Annotated in this window: 23 protein-coding genes, 1 tRNA gene and 2 pseudogenes; 16 read left to right on the forward strand and 10 right to left on the reverse strand. The window is 51.9% G+C overall.

The annotated features are described in order from the left end of the window. The first annotated feature begins 58 nt into the window (after positions 1–58). Positions 59–1157, forward strand: a protein-coding gene (gene prfB, locus C813_RS26965) for a peptide chain release factor 2 (RefSeq protein ID WP_096325398.1) whose coding sequence is annotated in 2 segments (ribosomal slippage) — positions 59–133 and positions 135–1157 — 1098 coding nt in all. Because the reading frame shifts where the segments join, the coding sequence is not laid out codon by codon here. Positions 1158–1166: 9 nt separating this feature from the next. Beyond that, on the forward strand, positions 1167–2684 hold the full coding sequence (gene lysS, locus C813_RS26970; RefSeq protein WP_017457623.1) for a lysine--tRNA ligase: 1518 nt from the start codon (positions 1167–1169) through the stop codon (positions 2682–2684). Positions 2685–2732: 48 nt separating this feature from the next. Here the strand turns inward: lysS and idi are convergent, their stop codons facing one another. After that, complete coding sequence (gene idi / locus C813_RS26975) at positions 2733–3284, reverse strand: isopentenyl-diphosphate Delta-isomerase (protein WP_017457624.1); 552 nt, start codon at positions 3282–3284, stop codon at positions 2733–2735. A 116-nt stretch (positions 3285–3400) separates the two neighbouring features. Further along, positions 3401–3587, reverse strand: a pseudogene (locus C813_RS46235) (DUF554 family protein); the annotation flags it as partial. A 10-nt stretch (positions 3588–3597) separates the two neighbouring features. Between C813_RS46235 and C813_RS47475 the strand changes: the two are divergent. Then, positions 3598–3868: pseudogene (locus tag C813_RS47475) on the forward strand (LysR family transcriptional regulator); the annotation flags it as partial. A gap of 65 nt (positions 3869–3933) precedes the next feature. Next, positions 3934–4668 carry an amidase activator ActS gene (actS, locus tag C813_RS26980; protein WP_017457625.1) on the forward strand — a complete coding sequence of 245 codons (735 nt, stop codon included), beginning with the start codon at positions 3934–3936 and terminating at the stop codon, positions 4666–4668. 55 nt (positions 4669–4723) lie between these two features. Here the strand turns inward: actS and C813_RS26985 are convergent, their stop codons facing one another. Next, positions 4724–5140 (reverse strand): hypothetical protein, encoded by a 417-nt coding sequence (locus tag C813_RS26985; protein WP_017457626.1) that lies wholly within the window; start codon positions 5138–5140, stop codon positions 4724–4726. A gap of 202 nt (positions 5141–5342) precedes the next feature. On the opposite strand from C813_RS26985, the gene C813_RS26990 reads away from it, so the two are divergent. Next, a tRNA-Gly gene (locus C813_RS26990) sits at positions 5343–5416 on the forward strand. A 739-nt stretch (positions 5417–6155) separates the two neighbouring features. Here the strand turns inward: C813_RS26990 and C813_RS27005 are convergent. Beyond that, the gene (locus C813_RS27005) at positions 6156–7310 is read right to left on the reverse strand and encodes a PAAR domain-containing protein (RefSeq protein ID WP_025263846.1); all 1155 of its coding nucleotides are present in this window, start codon (positions 7308–7310) and stop codon (positions 6156–6158) included. A 403-nt stretch (positions 7311–7713) separates the two neighbouring features. On the opposite strand from C813_RS27005, the gene C813_RS27010 reads away from it, so the two are divergent. From C813_RS27010 to C813_RS27030, 5 genes are all read left to right on the forward strand, one after another. Further along, on the forward strand, positions 7714–8505 hold the full coding sequence (locus C813_RS27010; protein WP_017457631.1) for a hypothetical protein: 792 nt from the start codon (positions 7714–7716) through the stop codon (positions 8503–8505). Positions 8506–8613: 108 nt separating this feature from the next. Then, a complete protein-coding gene (fliB, locus tag C813_RS27015; protein ID WP_017457632.1) occupies positions 8614–9831 on the forward strand; it encodes a flagellin lysine-N-methylase in 1218 nt (405 codons plus the stop codon). A 212-nt stretch (positions 9832–10043) separates the two neighbouring features. Next, positions 10044–10538: an AAA family ATPase gene (locus C813_RS27020; protein ID WP_017457633.1), complete on the forward strand. Its 495-nt coding sequence runs from the start codon at positions 10044–10046 to the stop codon at positions 10536–10538. A 76-nt stretch (positions 10539–10614) separates the two neighbouring features. Further along, the gene (gene yjdI / locus C813_RS27025; protein ID WP_017457634.1) at positions 10615–10845 is read left to right on the forward strand and encodes a 4Fe-4S mono-cluster protein YjdI; all 231 of its coding nucleotides are present in this window, start codon (positions 10615–10617) and stop codon (positions 10843–10845) included. Between the two features lie 11 nt (positions 10846–10856). Continuing rightward, entirely contained in the window at positions 10857–11129 is a 273-nt protein-coding gene (locus C813_RS27030) for a GNAT family N-acetyltransferase (protein WP_017457635.1), read from the forward strand. Positions 11130–11186: 57 nt separating this feature from the next. On the opposite strand, the gene C813_RS27035 is transcribed toward C813_RS27030, so the two are convergent. From C813_RS27035 to uxuA, 3 genes are all read right to left on the reverse strand, one after another. After that, positions 11187–12395 (reverse strand): MFS transporter, encoded by a 1209-nt coding sequence (locus tag C813_RS27035; protein WP_017457636.1) that lies wholly within the window; start codon positions 12393–12395, stop codon positions 11187–11189. A 185-nt stretch (positions 12396–12580) separates the two neighbouring features. Beyond that, positions 12581–13915, reverse strand: a complete 1335-nt coding sequence (locus C813_RS27040; RefSeq protein ID WP_017457637.1) for a gluconate:H+ symporter — start codon at positions 13913–13915, stop codon at positions 12581–12583. Positions 13916–13982: 67 nt separating this feature from the next. Further along, entirely contained in the window at positions 13983–15050 is a 1068-nt protein-coding gene (uxuA, locus tag C813_RS27045; RefSeq protein WP_025263847.1) for a mannonate dehydratase, read from the reverse strand. Positions 15051–15433: 383 nt separating this feature from the next. Here uxuA and cspE point away from each other — a divergent pair, with 383 nt between their 5' ends. Together cspE and ymcF are read left to right on the forward strand one after the other, a co-directional pair. Continuing rightward, positions 15434–15646, forward strand: a complete 213-nt coding sequence (gene cspE, locus C813_RS27050; RefSeq protein WP_017457639.1) for a transcription antiterminator/RNA stability regulator CspE — start codon at positions 15434–15436, stop codon at positions 15644–15646. Positions 15647–15655: 9 nt separating this feature from the next. Continuing rightward, positions 15656–15847 carry a cold shock small protein YmcF gene (gene ymcF, locus C813_RS47480; RefSeq protein ID WP_071908221.1) on the forward strand — a complete coding sequence of 64 codons (192 nt, stop codon included), beginning with the start codon at positions 15656–15658 and terminating at the stop codon, positions 15845–15847. 87 nt (positions 15848–15934) lie between these two features. Here the strand turns inward: ymcF and C813_RS27055 are convergent, their stop codons facing one another. Continuing rightward, complete coding sequence (locus C813_RS27055) at positions 15935–16714, reverse strand: helix-turn-helix transcriptional regulator (RefSeq protein WP_017457641.1); 780 nt, start codon at positions 16712–16714, stop codon at positions 15935–15937. A gap of 109 nt (positions 16715–16823) precedes the next feature. Here C813_RS27055 and C813_RS27060 point away from each other — a divergent pair, with 109 nt between their 5' ends. Continuing rightward, complete coding sequence (locus C813_RS27060; protein ID WP_017457642.1) at positions 16824–17585, forward strand: class I SAM-dependent methyltransferase; 762 nt, start codon at positions 16824–16826, stop codon at positions 17583–17585. Positions 17586–17625: 40 nt separating this feature from the next. On the opposite strand, the gene C813_RS27065 is transcribed toward C813_RS27060, so the two are convergent. After that, complete coding sequence (locus C813_RS27065) at positions 17626–18507, reverse strand: alpha/beta fold hydrolase (RefSeq protein ID WP_017457643.1); 882 nt, start codon at positions 18505–18507, stop codon at positions 17626–17628. 139 nt (positions 18508–18646) lie between these two features. Between C813_RS27065 and C813_RS27070 the strand changes: the two genes are divergently transcribed. Next, the gene (locus tag C813_RS27070) at positions 18647–19222 is read left to right on the forward strand and encodes a CGNR zinc finger domain-containing protein (protein WP_017457644.1); all 576 of its coding nucleotides are present in this window, start codon (positions 18647–18649) and stop codon (positions 19220–19222) included. A 545-nt stretch (positions 19223–19767) separates the two neighbouring features. Here the strand turns inward: C813_RS27070 and C813_RS27075 are convergent. Continuing rightward, a complete protein-coding gene (locus C813_RS27075) occupies positions 19768–20835 on the reverse strand; it encodes an SDR family oxidoreductase (RefSeq protein ID WP_017457645.1) in 1068 nt (355 codons plus the stop codon). 103 nt (positions 20836–20938) lie between these two features. On the opposite strand from C813_RS27075, the gene C813_RS27080 reads away from it, so the two are divergent. Together C813_RS27080 and C813_RS27085 are read left to right on the forward strand one after the other, a co-directional pair. Further along, complete coding sequence (locus C813_RS27080; protein WP_017457646.1) at positions 20939–21871, forward strand: LysR family transcriptional regulator; 933 nt, start codon at positions 20939–20941, stop codon at positions 21869–21871. A gap of 64 nt (positions 21872–21935) precedes the next feature. Further along, entirely contained in the window at positions 21936–23057 is a 1122-nt protein-coding gene (locus C813_RS27085; protein WP_017457647.1) for a ribosomal protein uL16 3-hydroxylase, read from the forward strand. Positions 23058–23064 lie beyond the last annotated feature (7 nt).

Here is a 23064-nt window from a genome sequence, read left to right on the forward strand (position 1 = left end):
CGGTAAACTTCTGCCCTTATCACCGCATTTTGACTAGTCCATTAAAAGAAATCAGACCATGTTTGAAATTAACCCGGTAAAAAATCGTATTCAGGACCTCACGGAGCGCTCCGACGTTCTTAGGGGGTATCTTTGACTATGACGCCAAGAAAGAGCGTCTGGAAGAAGTAAACGCCGAGCTGGAACAGCCGGACGTGTGGAACGAACCTGAGCGCGCACAGGCGCTGGGCAAAGAGCGTTCCTCACTCGAAGCTATCGTTGATACGTTGGATCAAATGCGTCAGGGGCTTGAGGATGTCAGCGGCCTGCTGGATCTGGCGGTTGAAGCCGAAGACGAAGAGACCTTTAACGAAGCGGTCGCTGAACTGGATGTGCTGGAAGAGAAACTGGCGCAGCTGGAGTTCCGCCGCATGTTCTCTGGCGAGTACGACAGCGCCGACTGCTACCTGGATATTCAAGCCGGTTCCGGCGGCACCGAAGCGCAGGACTGGGCGAGCATGTTAATGCGCATGTACCTGCGTTGGGCGGAAGCGCGCGGCTTTAAAACCGAGATCATTGAAGAGTCCGAAGGTGAAGTGGCGGGCATTAAATCCGTCACCATTAAGATCATCGGTGATTACGCTTACGGCTGGCTGCGTACCGAAACCGGCGTTCATCGCCTGGTGCGTAAGAGCCCGTTCGATTCAGGCGGCCGTCGCCACACCTCGTTTAGCTCCGCCTTTGTCTACCCGGAAGTGGACGACGATATTGATATCGAAATCAACCCGGCGGACCTGCGCATTGACGTGTATCGCGCATCTGGCGCGGGCGGTCAGCACGTAAACCGTACGGAATCTGCGGTGCGTATTACCCACATTCCAACCGGGCTGGTCACGCAGTGCCAGAACGACCGCTCCCAGCATAAGAACAAAGACCAGGCCATGAAGCAGATGAAAGCGAAGCTTTATGAACTGGAGATGCAGAAGAAAAATGCTGAGAAACAGGCGATGGAAGACACCAAGTCGGATATCGGTTGGGGCAGCCAGATCCGCTCTTATGTCCTGGATGATTCCCGCATTAAAGATCTGCGCACCGGGGTTGAAACCCGCAACACGCAGGCGGTGCTGGACGGCAGCCTGGATCAATTTATCGAAGCAAGTTTGAAAGCAGGGTTATGAGGAACCAACATGTCTGAACAACAAGCACAAGGCGCTGACGCGGCAGTCGATCTTAATAATGAACTGAAAACTCGCCGCGAGAAGCTGGCGCAACTGCGTGAGCAGGGCGTGGCGTTCCCGAACGATTTCCGTCGCGATCAGACCTCTGACAAGCTGCACGCACAATTCGATGCCAAAGAGAACGAAGAGCTGGAAGCGCTGGGCATCGAAGTTGCCGTTGCGGGCCGTATGATGACCCGCCGCATTATGGGTAAAGCTTCTTTCGTAACCTTGCAGGACGTGGGTGGCCGCATTCAGCTGTATGTCTCTCGTGACGATCTGGCGGAAGGCGTCTACAACGAGCAGTTTAAAAAATGGGATCTCGGCGATATCCTCGGCGCACGCGGCAAGCTGTTCAAGACCAAGACCGGTGAACTCTCTATCCATTGCACTGAGCTGCGTCTGCTGACCAAAGCGCTGCGCCCGCTGCCGGACAAATTCCACGGTTTGCAGGATCAGGAAGCGCGCTATCGTCAGCGTTACCTGGATCTCATTTCGAATGATGAATCCCGCAATACTTTCAAAGTGCGTTCGCAGATCCTGGCCGGTATCCGCCAGTTCATGGTAGGCCGCGACTTTATGGAAGTGGAAACGCCGATGATGCAGGTGATCCCGGGCGGTGCCTCTGCGCGTCCGTTTATCACCCACCATAACGCGCTGGATCTCGACATGTACCTGCGTATCGCGCCGGAACTGTACCTCAAACGTCTGGTGGTTGGCGGCTTCGAGCGCGTGTTCGAAATCAACCGTAACTTCCGTAACGAAGGTATCTCCGTTCGCCATAACCCTGAGTTCACCATGATGGAACTCTATATGGCGTACGCGGATTATAAAGATCTGATCGAACTGACCGAATCGCTGTTCCGTACGCTGGCGCAGAATATTCTCGGCAAAACCGAAGTGCCGTACGGCGACGAAGTGTTTGATTTCGGCAAGCCGTTCGAAAAACTGACCATGCGCGAAGCGATCAAGAAATACCGTCCGGAAACCAACATGGCGGATCTGGATAACTTCGACAGCGCGAAAGCGATTGCTGAAAGCATTGGTATCAAGGTTGAGAAGAGCTGGGGTCTGGGCCGTATCGTCACGGAGATCTTCGAAGAAGTGGCCGAAGCGCACTTGATCCAGCCGACCTTCATTACCGAATACCCGGCGGAAGTTTCGCCGCTGGCGCGTCGTAACGATCAGAACCCGGAAATCACCGATCGCTTTGAGTTCTTCATTGGCGGACGTGAAATCGGTAATGGCTTTAGCGAGCTGAATGACGCAGAAGATCAGGCGCAGCGCTTCCAGGATCAGGTTGATGCGAAAGCAGCGGGCGACGACGAAGCGATGTTCTTCGACGAAGACTACGTGACCGCGCTGGAACACGGCTTACCGCCGACTGCCGGTCTGGGCATCGGTATCGACCGTATGGTGATGCTGTTCACCAACAGCCACACCATTCGTGATGTGATCCTGTTCCCGGCGATGCGTCCGGTGAAATAATCGCTCAGCGATAAAAAAAGCCCCGGCGTTTGTCGCGTCGGGGCTTTTTTATTGTGTTAACTCTGCGGCAAATTGTCGTAACTGTTGCTCTGCGCTGGTGGCTTCCGCCGCCATCCACGGACTGAAAGCCCAGGGCGCGGTGTTGAGCGCACGCAGCAACGCATCCAGTCCAACCCACTGATATTCCATCACTTCATCACTGTTTATTTTAAGCGGTGATACGATCTCTGCGGCAAAAACCGGGCAGATCTCATTTTCGACAATGCCTGAAGGATCGGTTTCGCGGTAGCGAAAACCCGGTGCGATGGCGGTGATAGCGGCAATCTCGGCACCCACTTCGTAACGGCAGCGGCGGACAATCGCTTGCTCAATGGTTTCACCCATTTGTGGATGACCGCAAACTGAGTTAGTCCAGACGCCGGGCCAGGCTTTTTTACTCATTGCGCGGCGGGTAACCAGACATTCGCCTGTCGGGCGAAAAAGCCAGGAGGAGAAAGCCAGATGCAGCGGTGTATGCGATGTGTGCGCGGCGTATTTTTCCTGCGTGCCGAGAACCTCTCCCTGGTCGTTAAGCAAAATAACGTGTTCTTGAATAACCATAACGACTCCCGAACATAACCACGCCGGGTGGCGCTATGCGTGACTTACCGGGAGAAAGCGATCTCACGGATCTACCAGGCACAGCGCCACCGGGCAAACGCTAGTATATCCGAGGCTCAGGCAAAAAGAGTGGCCCAGAGAGCGGAAAAGGGCATCACCAGTACCAGACCGGGAAGCATGTTCGCCACCGGAAAGGGCTTGATATTACAAATTCTCAGCCCGGTCGCCACCGTGATTAATCCACCGCACAGGAGAAGTCGCCCATCATATCCGGGGGATCATATGCAGGATAAAGACCGCGAGCGCGGTGCCTGTCAGTCTGTTTCGTAAAGCGGGTGGTAACCCGAAGGTGATTATGCACATCACCCAGCCTGGAGTGGCTGGAGTCTGGTCTCGCCGCGGCAACGCTGCTGCCCTCATCGGAAGTCGACGCCCGTAAACTCAGTCATTGCCATGTGGTGGATGTGTTTCCCTCACCACAGGTATTTTACCCGGCGCTGGTGAAGATGCCCTCCACTCCTTATTTGCCAGAGATAATGGAAATCATCGCGCAGGGTTATCCGATTGCGCGCAAGTCAGTTTGAAGGGTTTAGCAACCGGCGAGTGGCTGGTATGATATGTCGCCATTTATTCTATTCGAGGATCTGTTTTGCGCGCAGGATGCCTGACGAAAAGCCCGTTTCGTATTGTCATTTGCCTGGCAATCAGTTTGCTGCTGGCGAGCTGCGCCGGAAGTAACTCTACTTATTCCGGCTCCGTTTATACGGTGAAGCGGGGTGATACGCTGTACCGCATATCCCGTATTACCGGCACCAGCGTAAAAGATCTGGCCAGCATGAACGGTATTTCACCGCCGTACACCATTGAAGTGGGGCAGCGGCTGAAAGTGAATGGCGCGTCGAAAACCTCCTCATCCTCGACAAAATCCGGCACTAAGACCGCAAAAGTGGTGCCTTCCTCGCAGGTTCCGCTCTCGTCGTGGCCACCAGTGGGGCAGCGCTGCTGGCGCTGGCCGACAACCGGGAAAGTCATCATGACCTATTCCACGTCTGACGGCGGGAACAAAGGCATTGATATTGCTGGTACACGCGGCCAACCGGTTTATGCCTCCGGCGCCGGGAAGGTGGTCTATGTCGGCAATCAGCTGCGCGGCTACGGTAACCTGATCATGATTAAGCACAGCGAAGAGTACATTACCGCTTATGCGCATAACGACACGCTGCTGGTCAACAACGGGCAGAGTGTGAAAGCGGGGCAGAAAATCGCCACCATGGGCAGCAGCGATGCGGATTCTGTGCGCTTACACTTCCAGTTGCGCTATAAGGCGACGGCTATCGATCCGCTGCGTTATTTACCGCCTCAGGGAAGCCCGCCGAAATGCTGATGAGTAAAGCTAACAGGCGATCGCCCGGCCTGTTAGCTTGCGTGTTGGCGTGGAATTAATTGTTTTGCGTATCCTGACCGCCGAAGATATTCGCGCGGCTGGTTGTAGACTTACCGGTGCTGTAGTCGGTATCCTGGCCGTCGAAAATGTTGGCCCGGCTGCTGGAATGGCTACCGTCGCTGTAATCGGTGTCCTGGCCGCCAAAGATGTTGGCTCTGCTGCTGGATGATTTACCGTCATTGGACGTCGTATCTTGCCCACCAAAAATATTGGCTCGGCTGGTTGTCGTTCTTCCGTCGCTGTAGTTAGTATCCTGCCCGCCGAAAATATTGGCCCGGCTGCTGGAGGTTGTACCATCGTCGTAGCGGCAATCCTGTCCACCAAAAATGTTGGATTGGCAACTATCCGCCAGTGCAGTATTCAACGAGCCCGCAAAAATAATCAATCCCAAAACCAACGGCTTAGCGTTCATAGCGATTCTCTGAAATGAGTGGGAATAACGGGAGCTATGCTATGCCTGAAAGCGTAACGCGGGAGGTTATGTTGTCCTAATTTTCACAACAAAATAATGGTGCTAGACCTGAGACGATTAATTGCCTAAAACTCCAGCGGTTACCCGCAAACTCGCCTTGCTCTCACGCGCTAAGAGGTTATAATGCCTGTCGCATCTCAATGCGGGCGTAGTTCAATGGTAGAACGAGAGCTTCCCAAGCTCTATACGAGGGTTCGATTCCCTTCGCCCGCTCCAGAATTCCCCCTCTTTTTTATAAAACACCGCCAAAAGTTAGTTTGCATGTGTTTAGCTATCAACATTACCAGGCATAAGTTGTTTTTGAACGTTCTAACATTGAACAACGAACCACCAACTGGCATTCGGCTTGTATTGTCCAAATTCAGGATGAAAGGGAAAGGCTGGGTTTCCCCAGCCTTTGGTGGTCATCTCACTTTTTTGAAGATGAATAAGACTAAAACAAGGCAAATAGCACTACCGAAGAATGCTATGAGAAAGAGATTATCAATAGAACGGGTTAAGTCGTATGTGATCGCCTCACATATACGAGCTTCCATTGTCCCTGTCGAAGGTGCACCTTGGTATTTTATGTTTAAGCTATAGTCAAGCAGTGGGATCATTAGGACGACAGAGTAGATGGCGAAAACTAAGGCAGCTCCTCCCCATCTGAGGGCTATCTTTGCTTTATTCGTCATCGTAATGCAGCCTTCCAAATCATCTTACCTTTTTAAAGATAATTAAGATCAGCGGGACACAGATCGCAAAGCCAAAGAAGGCGACACTAAAAACGCCATCAGTGGCTTGCATGAGCGAATCTATTGATGCTTTGTATTCTTTTAATGGGATTGGGCCATAAAATCGCATACTTTCACTCTCGCTGAATGCACTGTAAGCGAGTGTTGATGCTAACAGTGTAATAAAGTAGCAAAGTGATACTGCGACTATCCCGCCCCATCGAAGAATGGTTTTCGTTAAATTACTCATCATATTCTCCAAGGATTCCACCAACATTCGCACCTGAGTATGGGGAAATCGAACCTATTGAAGACATTGTTTCTGCGGCGTAGCGTTTAGCTTTACCTTTGATTCCTTCTGGGGATACATATTGTCCGTTTATGTTCGGATACTGATTTTTAAACTCGTCAGTAACTTCAACAACTGCCATAGACTTTAGGTTTCGGCTTTTACCGAGAAGATGATTTTGTAATGATACTGGGATAGCAAAATACTCTTCTGCTTCAATAGGAAGCAGAGTGCTCTTTGAGTTGTAGCTTGTATCAAAGATCGTCGAGCCCGCTGCTTTTATGCCAGCTACTGTGTGGGTTGTGCAGTTTCTTCCTGTTACATCGTAGGAGTCAATTGAGTGACCTGTTCGATCTGTAACACTGTTTTCCTTTATCCCCACAGGCTTTGTCCCTTTTTCCCACAAATTTTCAAAGAAAGCGCGGGTTTTCGGTATGCTTGCGTCATTGATGTTAAAAACGCGGGCATTATTTTCGTAAAGTTCCTTTCTGTAATACTCCCTGGCATCATCACCTTTCATAAAATCGAGAATGCCGTCACCTGTCGTTTCAATTGGCCCGCCAGTTCTTCCGTATCTGCCATAGGTGTAAAGGTAAACAACGTTATTTTCATGCACGGAAACAAAAGCGTGCCCGGTTTCTGTAGTTTCAGTCCAGATATAAACGCCATTCAATAGCGGGTTATCTTCGGGCCCACAGGTGTCAGCAAAGTTATTTTTCTTTTTCACTGTCTGCGCATGTTGTTCAGGCTCTGCAATTTTTGCAGGTTGAGGAGGAGCGTTTGCAACTGGCGGGGCAGCGACAGGAATGGCTTTAACTGATTTTGCTTCTTCAAGCCGATAAGAAGCATATGGAAATGATGAAATAAATTTTGCTCTACAGGGACATGTGCTTCGGCTATGCAACGTTCCTGCTGCTGCAACGCCATGAATCCAGTAATGGGGTATGCCACCCGCGATGTGGTAGATCTTTCCATCTTTACCACACGATACAGAATCACCATTTCTCGCAGTCGCAACCCTTCCAAGGCTATGATGCGGAGAGCCTGAAAGAATACGACCGCCGCATGTTGTCTTATCGCCAATACGAAGCAAATAACCCTTTGGCATAGAATCATCCTTAATAAAATTTATTTACAGGAATACTTACGAAAGCATTTCGATTTACCTGTTATTTTCATCCTAACCATTTAGATAACCGCTAATTGTGCCGCCCTGATAGCCATCTGATGAATATAAAATAGAGGTCAGTTACTGTTCCAGTATATTTCCATCCTTTGAGTTTGGTTTGTTCACTCTCCTGTCGGGGAATTATTCTACAAACACCTATCCTGATTTCTATAGAGAATATGCTTACGTTAAATTCTGATTTTTAAATATCATCAGAATAGACATTTCAATTGTTGCGTTAGGTTCTCTGTTAGACCACTAGCGCTGGTGATCATGTTTTTATGCGTAAAGTTTTATTCGCCGCTGCCGTTAATATAAACAATGGACTTCAGGAGTATTGCGCATGCTTCGCCCCACCTTCACTAGCTCTCTCGACCTTTACACATCCTCTTCCGCCAAAGGAGGAACGGCTCGTACTCAGGAGACCACCCGCACCAATGAAACCGTCAACGCCACGCCTGCCAGCATCGTGACGCTCAGCCCACAGGCGAAAGAGTATTACGAAAATTTGCAGGAAAACCTCAATACGCTTAATCGCTTTACGCAGGAAAATGCGCAGAACAGTAAAGCGAATGCACGCGCCAAACTTGAGGCATTGAAACGGGAAATCGCCCGCCTGAAAGCGCTGGCCATGTTATTTGGCGGCTCCGGGGGCTACATTATGAAACAGCTCAAACAGCTCTCCTCGCAGCTTGGGCAACTCGCTTCCCAACTTGGACAGAGCGATAACACCGGCGCAGGAAACAGTGCCGATGCTACCGCTTCCAGCGCAGCCCAGGCTTCCGCCGGGGAAAGCGATGAGCCTGCCGTCAAAGCGCAGGCCGTCTCTGACGCTGACGTCAACGACGAAGAAAATCCGACCGGAAAAGAGAAATCAGAAGAGGTCGCGGGCGTACAATCTACTATCGATAATGTGCTCAATACGCTACAAAATGCCAGCCAGCGGCAGGAAGACGCGCGTTCCCTGAAAGAAGCGCTCCGGGAGCTAAAGTCGCTGCTGTCGCTGATTAAAAGCAAAATGCGGGATGAGGGGAAAGCGTCTGGCACTGAGCGCAACGATATTGCCTCTGTTGAGCAGAATCTTAACGACAGTGGAAATGTCATTTCGCAGATGGAGCTAACCCCAGGAATTTAAGCGCGCGGAACCATGTCGTGAAATGCTGAATGTAGTGCGCGCTTATGCAGCTATAGATATTCACTTTTGTCGTGTAACTTTCTGCTTTTCATTTATAAAGAATGTATTATGCGACACCATAAAACAGTGACTCCTGTTTTCTTTGATAAATTTAAATGTGTTGGCCCGGATTGTTTAATTTCCTGCTGCCGTAGCTGGAAAATATCCATTGATAAGAAAACTCACCAGCACTATTTATCCTCATCCAATCCTGTTATTGCGGCTATTGCGAAAGAGATTTTAATCCCGGTTCATAACGGCAAAAATGAATATTCGGTCATTAAATTGAATGAAGATAAGCAGTGTCCGTTTGTTGATGAAAATCGGCTTTGCATGGTTCATCGTGACTTAGGTGAAAAAGCCTTATCCCGTACCTGCTCAACCTACCCGCGTGGTGTACGCAAATATGCCGATGAAGTGCGCTTCAGTATGACGCTCTCCTGCCCGGAAGTGGTACGCCAGGTGCTTTTCGACCCGCAAAGCATGCTGCTGCAAGAGAAAACCACGCTGGTTGCCCGGTCAAAAGTAAAATTACTGCAGCAGCAAAAGCCGCGAGACCAGGTGAGCCAATTAGTTCATCTCTTCACCTGGAACCTGGCGCAGGCACAGAGCAACAATATTGAAGAGAATTTAATGGCGCTGGCGCAGTTTATTCTCTATCTGCAAATGCTCAATTTTGATCTGCAGAATAACCTGGCTGAAGTGGAAAGCTTTTATTCAGGGCTGATCAATGAATTACAGAATGGTAGAACGCTGCTTCGTGCACAAAATACCTCTCGCGCGGCCAGTATGAAGGTCGATGCATTAACCGTGATGGGCAAACATGTGGCGAAATACGCTTCGCGCGATCCGCTGATTTCACACGGGCACCTGCAAATTGCAGACTACCTGGCTATTACACCAGAGATGGGAACCGCAGAGCTGAGTGAGAAATTTACTGCTCTGGATCAGCAGTGGAAACAGCTGTGCCAGAATTCCTGCCTGGGCGAGCCGCATGTGTTGAGAAATTACTTGCTGTACAAGCTCTATGAAAGCGATTTTCCCGGTACAAATATAGCGACAATCTTGCGCCAGTTTTATCGCATTGTTATGGATTATTTTTATCTCAAAACGTTCCTCAGCGTACAGTCGCTGCATGTTGAGATAGACCAGACACTGGTGATGAAAACGATCGCCACTTTTTCTGAAAAAACCATGCATAACAGCACCATCAACCAACGTATGGATGCCGCGATTGATACGATCAACGGCGGTGACGATCTCTCCTGCCTGCTATTGATCGGTTAACAACGATGGGGCTGGCGAGAAGCCCCACAAGCACAAAACCGTTGGCAACGGGGAAGGTTTGCTGTTACGTTGCCAACATGCCTGTTAAATATTCATCCCATTTATCTATTGCGAGCATTATTCGCACCGTCAATTGACCGGTGGGATAACGTTCGTCAATTTTCCCGCCAGCACGGCGGGGCCTTGCTGGCAGCAACCTGCGAGGTCATTTTATGAATGTTTGCTCCGCTTCTCCTGCAACACTGCATCTTCTGTGCGGCAAAATCGCATCGGGTAAATCGACGCTTGCCAGCGAGCTGGCAAAAACGCCATGCACGGTGGTGCTGAGCGAAGATAGCTGGCTGTCGCTGTTATTTAAGGACGCGATGACTACCGTTGAGGATTATGTTTTCTACTCCGCTAAATTAAAATCCGCCATCAAGCCGCACGCTATCGCGCTGCTGCGTACAGGCGTCAATGTGGTTCTCGATTTTCCCGCCAACACGGTGACCAGTCGCCAGTGGATGATGTCTATCGTTGAGGAATGCGGCGCGCCGCATTTGTTGCACTATTTGTCGGTTGACGATGAGATTTGCAAAGCGCGCTTACGTCAGCGAAATGCTGCAGGCGACCATGATTTTGCCGCCACCGACGAGCAGTTTGCGCTTATTACCCGTTACTTTGTCGAACCGACTGAACAAGAAGGATTCCATATCGTTCGTTATTGATAAATCGCCGAAGGGTGCGTAAAAGTAGAGCGGCTATGCTTACTTTTCCAGCACCAAAAAGAACAGAGGCAATGTCATGGATAAAGAACTGCTGGACGCGGGTTACCGCGTCTATACAGGTGAAAAGATTGATGTTTATTTCAATACGGCGGTCTGTCAGCACGCGGGAAACTGCGTACGCGGCAGCGCGAAGCTTTTTAACCTGAAACGCAAACCGTGGATCATTCCCGACGAAGTGGATGTCGCAACGGTGGTGAAAGTCATTGATACCTGCCCGAGCGGTGCGCTGAAGTACCGCCACAACTAAGTGAGAAAACCATGGAAATTCTGGAAGGCCACAACAAGTTTTATGTGAATGACGCCCAGGGAACGCAGGTTGCTGAAATCGTCTTCGTTCCCACCGGGGATCATTTAAGCATTATTGAACATACCGATGTCGACCCGAGCCTTAAAGGGCAAGGCGTAGGTAAGCAACTGGTCGCCCGGGTGGTGGAAAAAATGCGTGCGGAAAACCGTAAAATCATCCCGCTGTGTCCCTTTGCCAAACACGAATTTGATAATACACGCGAATATGACGATATCCGTGCGTAAATAAAAATACCGGCGTTGCCGGTATTTTCTTGTTCAAGATCCTTCTGGTCTCTTCTCTTATTCGTGGCGATAGCGAATCAGCACCATCATCACCAGTGCCAGCGTGCTGAACGAAACCATATATAACGCCTGTGCGGCACCCCATTTGGCTGCCAGTAAGGCGGCAATCAGTGTTGCCACGGCGGCACAGCATGACTGCCAGCGCCATACTTTTGCCGTGGCGGTGGAAACGGCGTCGGCATGGAAATTGTGCAACAAGCCGAATGTCCCGACAGCAAAGACCATATTAGACGCCAGATGCGCGGCAAAAATGATGAGCAGCGCGGTTTCCGGATAGGACGTTAACCCCGGCAGCACACAGTAAGCCGCCAGAAAGGACAGTAAACAGCCGACCAGATAACGGTTGTGGCTGGCGTAGCGTTTGAGGTTATCAGCCTTTAGCAGCAGCGGGCCACAAAGTTGGCCCAGGCTGCGCGCAAAGATAAGCGGCAGCGCAAGGTCGCTGGCTTCTGTGGGACGCATTTGTTGTATCAGCGCCGGGAGCAACGCCATTGCCGGTGCGCCAACGGCGGCAAGGGCAGGTAACAACAGCAAGCTGCGTTTTTGTATGACCGGTAAATGGTGCCAGCGCAGGGTTACCGTCTTTTCGTGGTGATCCTCATGGCTGACCGGCGGTAGGTAACGTGCCGTGGCGCATAGCAATAGCGTAGAGAACACGAAGCTAATGGCATCAATGGACAGCAGTGTCACCGGTGATACCCGGTCAAAAAGGACAACACCGGCACCTGCGCCCAACAGCACCTGAGAGGCGAAAATCACGGTTTCCATGCTGGTTGCCGCAGGCAGTTCGTTTGCGCTTAAACCTCGTTTAAAAACCAGGCTCATGGCAGGCCAGGATAAGCCAGCGGCAAATGCTTCGATCGATTGCACAGCAAGCAGCGCGGGAATGCTGTGCGCCAACAAACCGTAGAGGGGGAACAGCAGCCCGGCGAGGCCAATCAACTCACACAACAACAGTAAACGCAGCGGCGAGACACGCCGACAACCGTATTCCCCTAATAAACTGCCAAAAAAACCGGGCAGCGTGGCCAGCATGTAGCTCAACGTGAGCGTTGCCGGCGAGGCATGCCAGCGTAACAATTGACCAAGGATCAGGGTTTGCGTTAACCCATTGCCGATAGAAGAAAAAAGATAGGCACTACCAAACAAGCACAGCCATCGGTGCTGGCGCAGGGCGCGCACCAGAACCATCAATAATGTGTTCATTGTCGACATTCTCACGTAAACAGAAAACCGCGTGCGGCATAAGCGCACGATGCAAGGGTGTGTTCACAAAGAAAATGTCGTTACATTGGCGAGCCTGATGAATTGCAGAGACCTGTAAACGTAGCATCCCTTTTCGCGAAAGAGAAGTGGGCGGGCACATCCATGTATCCGTTGATCTTCATCAGCTAAGCGATAAACAGGCTGAGTAGCAGAACCATACCTAAGCCGACCACAGAGTTAATTAATTCCAGCAGCCCCCAGGTTTTGAAAGTGTCTTTCATTGAAATGCCGAACGTCTCTTTAAACAGCAGGAAACCACCGTCGTACATCAGCGTAATGGTGTTGCTGCCGCAGGCAACGGCCAGGCACATCAGTGCCGGGTTGAGGTGAAACGCGCTAACCATCGGCGCAACGATACCCGCCGAGGTAATGGCAGCGACGGCGCCTTGTCCGGTGAGAATGCGGATTATCGCCGTGATTATCCACGCCACAATGAACGGCGACAGCGGGACGTGACTCATAATGTCCACGATATGGTTGCCCACGCCGGAAACCACGATCACCTGTTTCAGGATGCCGCCGGCGCTGATAACAAACAGCACATTGGCGATTTTCGCTATCGCGTCACTGGCACAGTGGGTGACGCCTTCCGCTGACATCCCACGCTTGATGCCAAGAAACCAGATTGCCGCCAGCGTGGCTAACAGCATGCTGATTTCCGCGCTGCCAAAGAAGGTGCAGGCTTTTACCAGCTCCGAGCCTGCAGGCATTAATCCTTTGATAATCGACGCGATAATCATCAGCACCGCCGGGATCAGCGGGATCAGAATGCTGATGCTAAACGGGGGCAGATCCTGCGCGGTTTTCTCTTCGACCGGTTTCAGCAGCGAATTCAACGGAATAGCATTAATGCCCGGCAGGTATTTGGGCAGCAGAATGCCCGCGCAAAACAGCGCCGGGATAATCACTAAAATGCCGTACAGATAGACTTGCACGATGTCGGCGTTGAACGCACTGATAAGCGCCACCGGGCCAGGTTGTGGCGGGAAAAGGCTGTGCCCCATAGTCGCGCCAACTACCGTCGGCACGACCAGTTTCATGTATGGGATGTTGGCTTTTTTGGCGATATTCAGCACCAGCGGCATTGCAATCAGAAATGCCACTTCATAAAACATGGCGATGCCAAAAATAACGCCGATAAACATCAACCCGACTGAAAGGAAACGCGTACCGCAGCGTTCAATGACGCTATCTGCAATACGTTGGCTGGCACCGGATTCTGTCATGAATTTACCGATAATAGCGCCAAATATAACAATTAACGCAAGATGTCCGAGAATACTTCCCAGACCGTCCTGAATAACAGTAACAATTTTATCCAGCGGAATACCTTCCATGATCGCAACAAATATCCCTGCGATCAGTAAGGCGAAAATATTGTGGAATTTATATTTAAGATTCATAACGACCAGGAGTGCAATACCAACCAGCACCCAAAATAGCGCTAATAGCGGGGACATAGAGAATTACCTTGCGGATTTGTCTTAAATGAAAGCCGGTGGAGCCACCGGCCTGAATGACATTTGTTTAATATTGTTTTTCGAGCGCTTCCCACAAACCGTGCAAGTAGGTTACACCGAGGGCGCGGTCATAAAGTCCGTAGCCCGGACGCCCGGTTTCGCCCCAGATAAAGCGGCCGTGATCGGGGCGAATATAACCATCAAAGCCGTTATCGTAGAGGGATTTCATTATCTGAAACATATCCAGCGAGCCGTAGCGGGATAAATGTGCAGACTCATAAAAATCTTTATCTTTAATGAGTTTAATATTTCTTACGTGAGCAAAGTGAATACGTTTACGGCGGGTAAATTCTGCGAGGATTTGGTAGACATTATTATCCGGATCTTCAGCAATGGAGCCGGTGCATAAAGTAATGCCATTGGCCTCTGAATCCACTGCATTACAAATCCAGTCGAGATCGTCGCGGTTTTTTACAATACGCGGCAGGCCAAAAATAGAATACGGCGGATCGTCCGGGTGGATTGCCATTTTAATGCCGACTTCTTCACACACCGGAATAATACGTTCAAGGAAATACACCAGGTTTGCGCGCAATTTCGCGTCGTCGACATCTTTATATTTGGCAAACAATTCCTGCACTTTTGCCAGACGTTCTGGCTCCCAGCCGGGCAGGGCGAAACCGTTGGAATTCTCCAGCACCTCTTTTACGACTTCATCGAGAGTTTTATCGATGCCTTTTTTCTCGAACGCCATGGTGAGTGAACCGTCTGGCAGAACGTAGTTCATGTCGGTTTTCATCCAGTCGAAAACCGGCATGAAGTTATAGCAAATCACCTTCACGCCGACTTCCGCCAGGTTGCGAATAGTTTGCTGGTAGTTGGCAATTAACTGCTCGCGGCTGGGCAGGCCAATTTTGATGTCATCATGAATGTTAACGCTTTCAATGACTTCCATCTTTAAACCTGCCTGATGTACCTGCTCGGCAAGCGCGAGGATTTTCTCTTTTGGCCATATGTCGCCAACCGGAACATCATAAAGCGCGCCAACGACACCTTCGACGCCGGGAACTTGCCGGATGTGCTCCAGCGGGATTTTGTCTTCAACTGGACCAAACCAGCGCATTGTCATTTGCATGCTCATTACCGCCTCTAAACGTTTTGCTTAACTACCATACTAGTATTGATAATAACCGGATGGTAAGCGCATTTGTGCGATCCACTTCACACAAACCCCTTTGCCGGGGGCGAAACCTTGAGAAGCAAACAGATCAGCGCGTTAATCTGCTGATAACGTTTTACTGACAAATATTTTTAAAATAGTGCTTGCGCTGTCAAAGCAACCATGCGTTAATGCGTCGTCGGTTTGATAAATCATTATCTCCAGCAGTTCACTAAAGTCTTTCTCATCTCTAAGTACCTCCTTGCTACTTCTTTTTGGGTCTTCGCTTTACACTCTGATAAAAATAATGTCTCAGACCATTACTGCCGCATTCGGCGAACAAAAAGAAGGTAACAAGCATGTCTACTAAAATGAACGGTATCGTTAAATGGTTCAACGCTGAGAAAGGCTTCGGTTTCATTACTCCGAAAGACGGCAGCAAAGATGTATTCGTACATTTTTCCGCTATCCAGAGCAATGCATTCCGTACTCTTGAAGAAAATCAAGAGGTTGAGTTTACTATTGAGAACGGCCCGAAAGGTCCGGCTGCGGCCAACGTGGTTCCGCGCTAAGGATTTAGAATTATTAATCATATTCATTTTCGCTGCCCGTGCTGCCACGGGTCGCAATACCGAATTTCCAGTTTTGATATGACTGAGAAAAATCCGGCAGGTGCCAAATGTATTTTTTGCAAATCAGCAATGACCACATTTGATAATATCGCCGCATTGGTTCAGGCCAGCAGCCAGGCACCACTGGAATTCCGTAAATAATAAAAACAGGTCAGTTTTCTGACCTGTTTTTTTATTTTTAGCCATAAACTCCATTTGTTTCCGCGATATACACAACCCGCATCCGCATTACTCGTCCATTAACATAATCATTTTGATCGAACGGTTGCTGGTTAACTGCCAGGTCATCTGTCGGTAGTGCAACTCGCCTTGTTGCGGATGATGAAAAACGCGCTCGCCGCCCTCACGCACCACCACTTGCTGGCGCGACCAGAACGCGCGAAACAGTTCGCTATCATTACTCAGGCTCTGCACAAACTGGTTCAGCCCCTGGTCGTGCGGGTAGTGCATCGCGTCCGCGCGCAACTCGGCGACAATCCGGCTGGCGCGCGTTTCCCAGTTGGCAACCAGCGTTTGCGCCAGCGGGTGGCGAAACATAAAACTCATCATATTCGGTTGGGCGTCGTTATCCAGCCAGCCGCTGAACAGTGCCTCAGTGGGTTTATTCCACGCCAGCATATTCCACGTCAAATCCAGCAAATAGCAGGGGCAGGCCATCTGATTCACCGTGGCCAGCACAGCAGGTTCGACAGTGATGACGTGCTCTTCCTGCGGATCGTTTTGCAATGCCAGATGAAACAAATATTTGCGCTCTGCGGCGTTCATTTTTAACACGCTGGCGATATTCGACAGGGTTTGCGGCGAAACGACAATATCCCGTCCCTGTTCAATCCATGTATACCAGGTGGTACTGATACCGCTAAGTTGCGCCACTTCTTCCCGCCGCAATCCGCGCGTGCGCCGCCGCCCTTGCGCCGGCAAGCCAATATCCGCAGGCGCGGTGTTTTCCCGCTGCGATCGCAAAAAAGCGCCAAGGGTTTTCGGCCCGGCAAATAAAGTACTTTCCATGGGTGGTACTCATTAATACCAGTATAAGTACACATATTGTACCCCTATAAACGCGGTCGTATAGTCGCCAAAGAGCAACTTTTTGTCGTGCTAAAAAAGGAAAAAGAGAATGGCGGTTAATCATCATGAGTTAACAAAAAAGCAGTTTGGCGACCAGGCCGAGGCGTACCTGACAAGCCAGGTGCATGCGCAAGGCGCAGATTTAGTGCGTCTGGTCGAGTGGCTGCATACTGATGCGGATGCCTCGCTGCTGGATTTAGGCTGCGGTGCCGGGCACGCCAGTTTTGCCGCCGCAGGCGTGGTGCGCGAGGTGACGGCGTATGACTTGTCGGAAAAAATGCTGGCAGTCGTGCGCCAGGCGGCGAGCGATCGTCAGTTACACAACATCACTACTGCACACGGCGCTGCGGAAAAGCTGCCCTTTGCCGACAGTATATTTGACGTGGTGATCAGCCGCTACTCGGCACATCACTGGCATGATGTCGCACTCGCGCTGCGCGAAGTAAAACGTGTGCTGAAACCCGGCGGGAAATTTATCCTGATGGATATCGCCTCGCCCGGCCGCCCTGTGCTGGATATCTGGCTGCAAACCATTGAAGTGCTGCGCGATCCGTCCCACGTACGCAACTACTCCCCGGCCGAGTGGCTGCAAATGACGCAGCAAAGCGGCATGCTGGTTGAGAAGATGGTTTCTGATCGGCTGGGGCTGGAATATCAGCCCTGGGTGGAACGCATGAACACGCCGGAGGTATTGCGCGCGGCGATCCGCTACCTGCAAAACCAAACCTCGGATGAGGTAAAAGCACACTTTCTGATCGGCGACGATGGTTCGTTTACGTCCGACACGCTGATGTTTCAGACGCGCGCGTAAGAAAAATCGGTGCGCCCACCACGCGGGGCGCACCGGTTTCTTAGCCAATCGCGTTACCGATCACGTCACGAATGCGTTGGGCAATATAGCCGACATGGGTTTCCAGCGCGAAATGCCCGGTATCAAGCAACTCGACCACCGCATTTGGGTTATCGCGTTTATAAGCGTGCGCGCCTGGTGGGATAAAAAACGGATCGTGCTCGCCCCAGATAATCAGCGCGGGTGGCTGGTGGGTGCGGAAAAAGGCCTGGAACTCCGGGTAGCGCTTCAGGTTATTGGCGTAATCGAGAAACAGATCCAACTGGATCGCTTTATTTCCGGGACGCTCCATCAGTAATGTATCTAGTTGATAACCTTCCGGTGCGACAGTTTCAGGATCGCGTACGCCGTGCAGGTACTGCCATTTTGTCCCTTCCAGATTGAGGATCGCATCGTGAACGACCTGCCGATTTTCCGCGGTCGGCGCCTGCCAGTAAGCCTGAACCGGCGCCCATGCGTCGCCTAAACCCTCCAGATACGCATTGCCATTTTGCGAAATAAACCCGCTTACCCGCTGCGGGTAATGCAGTGCCAGTCGCAATCCGGTCGGTGCGCCGTAATCAAAAACATACATCGCAAAACGGTGCAGATTCAGCGCATCGACAAAGGCAATCAGCGTGTTTGCCAGCCCGTCAAAGCTATAGCTGTAATCGCGTTCAGCGGGGACTTCGGTAAAGCCGAAGCCGGGCAGATCCGGGGCGATAAGGTGAAACTTATCTGCCAGCAGCGGGATCAGTTCGCGAAACTGATGCGAAGAGCTGGGAAAACCGTGCAGCAGCAGCAATACCGGGTTTTCCGGGTTACCCGCTTCACGGTAAAACACCTTCACGCCATCGGCGTCTGCATACTGATAGCGAACCGGGAAATGCGTATTGGCAGTCATATCGTCACCTCTTTTGAAACCGTTAAAAGTTAATTTTTAGGGTTACATCTAGGCTGAGTATGGCGAAAGAGTGTAACTATGTAAAATGTATTTTATGGGTTACAATGCGCGGGTGAATGAATAACAGGGGAGAATAACGATGACAGCAGCCACGTTACCCGGCGCGGAAGGCCCGTGGTTTATTGCCGAAGATCAGGCGCTGGATTTTATTAACACGCTGGCGATGGCGGAAAAATCGCCGCATGACTTTTGGCAATCCGATGACGATGTGCGCCAGTGGCTACAGCATGTCGGGTTACTGGTGAATGCGATGGCAAAGCCGGGAGAGCTGCTGGCTGAAGCGCGCAGGTTGCGTGCGTTGATTCGCCAGCTTGTCGAAGCGAGAAAACACGGGCGGGAACTGTCGCTGGATGCGCTGAACGGCTGGCTGGTGCAGGCGCAAAGCCACTTACGCCTCGTGGTTGATGAGCAAGGCGCACTGCAAACGCAGCGCGTTTATCGCCTTGATACACCGCAGCAAGCGCTGGCACCGGTCGCAGAACAGGCAGCAGCATTACTGGCAAACGGGCAGTTTGACTATATCCGCCAGTGCGAGCATCCGGATTGCACACTGTGGTTTTACGATAAAACCAAAGCGCATCGCCGCCGCTGGTGCAGCATGGCGCTGTGCGGCAACCGGGCAAAAGTGGCCCGATTCCGCGCCAAAAGTAATTAATCCATGGCCCAATGGTGAATAAGCCACGGTGACATAAACACTTTGGAACCATAGCCCTCGCGCAGTGCCTGCCCGAAAGTAAATTTGCGCATAAATCGCTGTTATAAACTTATTTATAGTTTGAGGACTAGTGAATCAATCTCTGCTGGTGCTGCGACGCCGTTAGCTCTTTTATGGCGCAGGCCGCGCCAACGCGTTGCCTACCCGCATATTTTTCCGGTAAAGCGTGTTTCGCCAATTCAAAATGCGCCAGACACTGCCTCAACACCGAAAATCAACAGGGTTGATATTGCTCTCACCGCGACCAGCGTCTTTCACGCGATGACTCTTAGCGGTTTGCCTGACTCCGCTGCGCAAAATTGTCGCTTTGCGGCATAGCAATCTCGCCGCCAGATATAGCGAGCAGGCACGGTAGGTGAAAGGGCAGGGGAAAACGGTGCATATCGAGGCGCTGCACGGGGCAATGCCGAAACAATGCCGCAGACGGCGTTGAACCTAAATTGAGGAATTGCCCGGCATGTCAGCGCCGCCGGGCAAATACTACTTTAGCTTGGGATAATATTTTCCGCTTTCAGGCGATCAAACAGCGCGGTGAAGGAATCCAGCGTGCTGCGATAACCGGTAAATCCGGCTTTGCGGCTCTTGCTCATGTCGGCGAAGGCTTCCATCGGGCGACCGAGATCGGCATCCGTGTGCCACCAGGAGGCCAGCTTACCGATGTCTGGTTCTGCCAGTTGATACTTGTCCGCGATCTCTGTCCACGCGGCTTGCGCCTCTTGCATGCGCCCTGCCAGCGGCATCATGCTCGCCGGGAAGGCGGCTGCTTCAATGCCGAAATAGGCCGCCAGCCGCGGCCATAACCAGTTCCAGCGAAACACATCGCCATTTACCGCGTTAAAATCTTCGTTCGCGCCGCCGTCGCTCACCGCCGCCCAGATCAGTTGTTCTGCCAGTAAACCGGCGTCGGTCACATCGGAGACACCATTCCACTGCTCAGGTGAACCTGGGAAGATAAACGGCCACCCTTTTTCGCGGCACAAGGTGGCGTAAACCGCCAGCGTCAACCCCATGTTCATGGCGTTGCCGAGCGCATAGCCGATGATGCTGTGCGGGCGATGTACGCTCCAGCGGTAACCGTATTTTTTCGCCCCGGCGAACACTTCGTCTTCCTGGGCATAGTAGAAGTTATCCACGTCCTGGCGGCCCTGCTCTTCGCGAAAAGGTGTGACCGGCACATTGCCTTTGCCGTAGGCTTCGAACGGGCCAAGATAGTGTTTCATGCCGGTGACCAGCGCGACATGCGCCCCGGCCAGGCGCTCGCCCAGCGCCTCAATGACGTTTTTCACCATCGCGCCATTGACGCGAATGTTGGCTTTTTCATTCTCCTGACGCGCCCAGACGCTAAAGAACAGCGCATCGGGTTTCTCGTTTTTCAGCGCCTCGTTGACTGCCGCCGCATCGGTTAAATCCGCCGTCAGGCTGGTGCAGCCCGCCGGAACCGCGCCGCGCCCGCGTGATAAACCAGTAACCTTCCAGCCGTCTGCCAACAGTTTTTCTGCCAGCGCACGGCCAATCACGCCGCTGATGCCGACAATTAATGCTTTTTTCTGCATGAGATGTTCCTCTACGTTTTGTCTATCTCACAGGCTAATAGAGAATTAATTTCTTATCTCTGGTATTAATTCACATCATTCACAACTTAAATTCACTAATGTCATGAGCGATCAGCGTCTGAAAGATATCGTCCCCTTCGTTGCCAGTGTTGAAGAGGGGAGTTTTACCGCTGCGGCGGAACGCCTGCATCTGACCGGATCGGCGGTAAGTAAAAGCGTCGCCCGCCTCGAAGCGCGGCTGGGTTCGCGTTTACTGGAGCGCACCACGCGTCGCCTTGAAGTCACCGATGCCGGGAACGCGTATTACCAGACCTGCATTCGCATCCTGGAGGAGCTGGCGGAAGCCGAATCGGTACTGGCGGCACACCGCACCATTCCTTCCGGGCGGTTGCGCCTCGCCGTGCCAAACACCTACGGGCGGCTGGGCGTGATGCCGCTGCTGATCCCATTTTGTCAGCAACACCCGGAAATTGATCTTAGCCTGACTTTCTCCGATCGTTTTGTGGATCTGTTCGATGAGGGGATCGATGTGGCTGTACGTATCGGGCAAACCGTCGATCTGCCCGCGTCGCTCGGGTGCCGACAAATTGGTCGTGAGAAGATGGTGTTTTGCGCCGCGCCCGATTACCTGCAACGCGCCGGGACGCCACAAAATGAGGCGGCGCTGATGCAGCACCGGGCCATTCTTTATGAGCGAGTGGATGGCAGCACCAAGCCGTGGTTATTTACCACCGCCGACGGACACCCGGAGTGGCGCAGCGTGCCATATCGCATGGCGCTCGGCGATGTCGATGCGCAAGTTCAGGCGCTTTGCGCCGGGTTGGGCGTTGGGCAGATGCCGACCTGGCTGGTGCATGAGCACGTGCAGCGCGGCAAGTTGCAGGTAATTATGCCGCAATGCCAGCCGCACGGGCTGGCGCTTACGCTGGTGTGGCCGCGCCGCAAGCAGCTATTACCAAAAGTGGACGCGTTACTGATGGCGCTCGGCGCGCTGGAGATCTCTCCGCCGCTTGCCGCACCAGCACTTGACCAATGACAAGGCGGGTGGGTAGGGACTCTCTTTATAATCAGCCCCGTTTCCCTTCTCACTGGTGTGATTTATGGCTTACCAACTCAACCTCAACTGGCCGGAATTTCTTGAAAAATACTGGCAAAAGAAACCTGTTGTCCTGAAACGCGCGTTCCCGGATTTTGTCGACCCGATTACGCCAGACGAACTGGCTGGGCTGGCGATGGAGCCGGAAGTCGACAGCCGCATTGTCAGCCATGTGAATGGTCAGTGGCAGGCGTGGAATGGCCCGTTTGAATCGTTTGATCATTTAGGCGAAAAAGACTGGTCGCTGCTGGCGCAGGCGGTCAACCACTGGCATATGCCGTCTGCCGAACTGGTGAAGCCGTTTCGCGTGCTGCCGGAGTGGCGTTTTGACGACCTGATGATTTCTTACTCCGTGCCGGGCGGCGGCGTTGGCCCGCATATCGACCAGTATGATGTGTTTATTATTCAGGGGATGGGCAGCCGCCGCTGGCGTGTGGGCGATAAACTGCCGATGCGCCAGTTCTGTCCGCACCCGGCGTTGCTGCATGTGGATCCGTTCCCGCCAATCATTGATGAAGACCTGGAGCCGGGCGACATTCTCTATATCCCGCCAGGATTCCCGCATGACGGTTTTACTCACCAGGAAGCGTTCAACTACTCAATTGGTTTTCGTGGGCCGAACGGCCGCGATCTGATCAGCAGTTTTGCTGACTACGCACTGGAAAACGACCTCGGAAACGAGCATTACAGTGACCCGGATTTAACCTGCCGCGAACATCCCGGCCGGGTAGAAGCGTACGAGCTGGAGCGCGTGCGCAATATGATGATTGAGTTGATTAGCCAGCCGGAGCATTTCAAACAGTGGTTTGGTAGTTTTATCTCCACGCCGCGCCACGAACTGGATGTCGCACCGGAGCCAGATGATTACCGCGTTGAGGAAATTGTCGATGCGCTAAAAGAGGGGCAGGTACTGACGCGTCTTAGCGGTTTGCGTGTGCTAAACGTAGACGGCAGCGTCTTTATCAATAGCGAATATCTGGACACGGCCGATGCACAAGCCGCCGATGCGCTGTGCCGCTACACCATTATCGGCCGCAATGAGTTGGGCAACGCGCTGGATAACCCGGCTTTTGCACAAGAGCTGACCGATCTGGTGAATCAGGGTTACTGGTACTTCGACGAGTAAACTTTAT

This window comes from Kosakonia sacchari SP1, from assembly GCF_000300455.3.
Classification (GTDB): Bacteria; Pseudomonadota; Gammaproteobacteria; order Enterobacterales; family Enterobacteriaceae; genus Kosakonia; species Kosakonia sacchari.

Coding starts and splice junctions, on each gene's coding strand:
- lysS (WP_017457623.1), top strand. CDS start 1,167: ATGTCTGAACAACAAGCACAAGGCGCTGACGCGGCAGTCGATCTTAAT.
- idi (WP_017457624.1), bottom strand. CDS start 3,284: ATGGTTATTCAAGAACACGTTATTTTGCTTAACGACCAGGGAGAGGTT.
- C813_RS26985 (WP_017457626.1), bottom strand. CDS start 5,140: ATGAACGCTAAGCCGTTGGTTTTGGGATTGATTATTTTTGCGGGCTCG.
- C813_RS27005 (WP_025263846.1), bottom strand. CDS start 7,310: ATGCCAAAGGGTTATTTGCTTCGTATTGGCGATAAGACAACATGCGGC.
- C813_RS27010 (WP_017457631.1), top strand. CDS start 7,714: ATGCTTCGCCCCACCTTCACTAGCTCTCTCGACCTTTACACATCCTCT.
- fliB (WP_017457632.1), top strand. CDS start 8,614: ATGCGACACCATAAAACAGTGACTCCTGTTTTCTTTGATAAATTTAAA.
- C813_RS27020 (WP_017457633.1), top strand. CDS start 10,044: ATGAATGTTTGCTCCGCTTCTCCTGCAACACTGCATCTTCTGTGCGGC.
- yjdI (WP_017457634.1), top strand. CDS start 10,615: ATGGATAAAGAACTGCTGGACGCGGGTTACCGCGTCTATACAGGTGAA.
- C813_RS27030 (WP_017457635.1), top strand. CDS start 10,857: ATGGAAATTCTGGAAGGCCACAACAAGTTTTATGTGAATGACGCCCAG.
- C813_RS27035 (WP_017457636.1), bottom strand. CDS start 12,395: ATGAACACATTATTGATGGTTCTGGTGCGCGCCCTGCGCCAGCACCGA.
- C813_RS27040 (WP_017457637.1), bottom strand. CDS start 13,915: ATGTCCCCGCTATTAGCGCTATTTTGGGTGCTGGTTGGTATTGCACTC.
- uxuA (WP_025263847.1), bottom strand. CDS start 15,050: ATGCAAATGACAATGCGCTGGTTTGGTCCAGTTGAAGACAAAATCCCG.
- cspE (WP_017457639.1), top strand. CDS start 15,434: ATGTCTACTAAAATGAACGGTATCGTTAAATGGTTCAACGCTGAGAAA.
- C813_RS27055 (WP_017457641.1), bottom strand. CDS start 16,714: ATGGAAAGTACTTTATTTGCCGGGCCGAAAACCCTTGGCGCTTTTTTG.
- C813_RS27060 (WP_017457642.1), top strand. CDS start 16,824: ATGGCGGTTAATCATCATGAGTTAACAAAAAAGCAGTTTGGCGACCAG.
- C813_RS27065 (WP_017457643.1), bottom strand. CDS start 18,507: ATGACTGCCAATACGCATTTCCCGGTTCGCTATCAGTATGCAGACGCC.
- C813_RS27070 (WP_017457644.1), top strand. CDS start 18,647: ATGACAGCAGCCACGTTACCCGGCGCGGAAGGCCCGTGGTTTATTGCC.
- C813_RS27075 (WP_017457645.1), bottom strand. CDS start 20,835: ATGCAGAAAAAAGCATTAATTGTCGGCATCAGCGGCGTGATTGGCCGT.
- C813_RS27080 (WP_017457646.1), top strand. CDS start 20,939: ATGAGCGATCAGCGTCTGAAAGATATCGTCCCCTTCGTTGCCAGTGTT.
- C813_RS27085 (WP_017457647.1), top strand. CDS start 21,936: ATGGCTTACCAACTCAACCTCAACTGGCCGGAATTTCTTGAAAAATAC.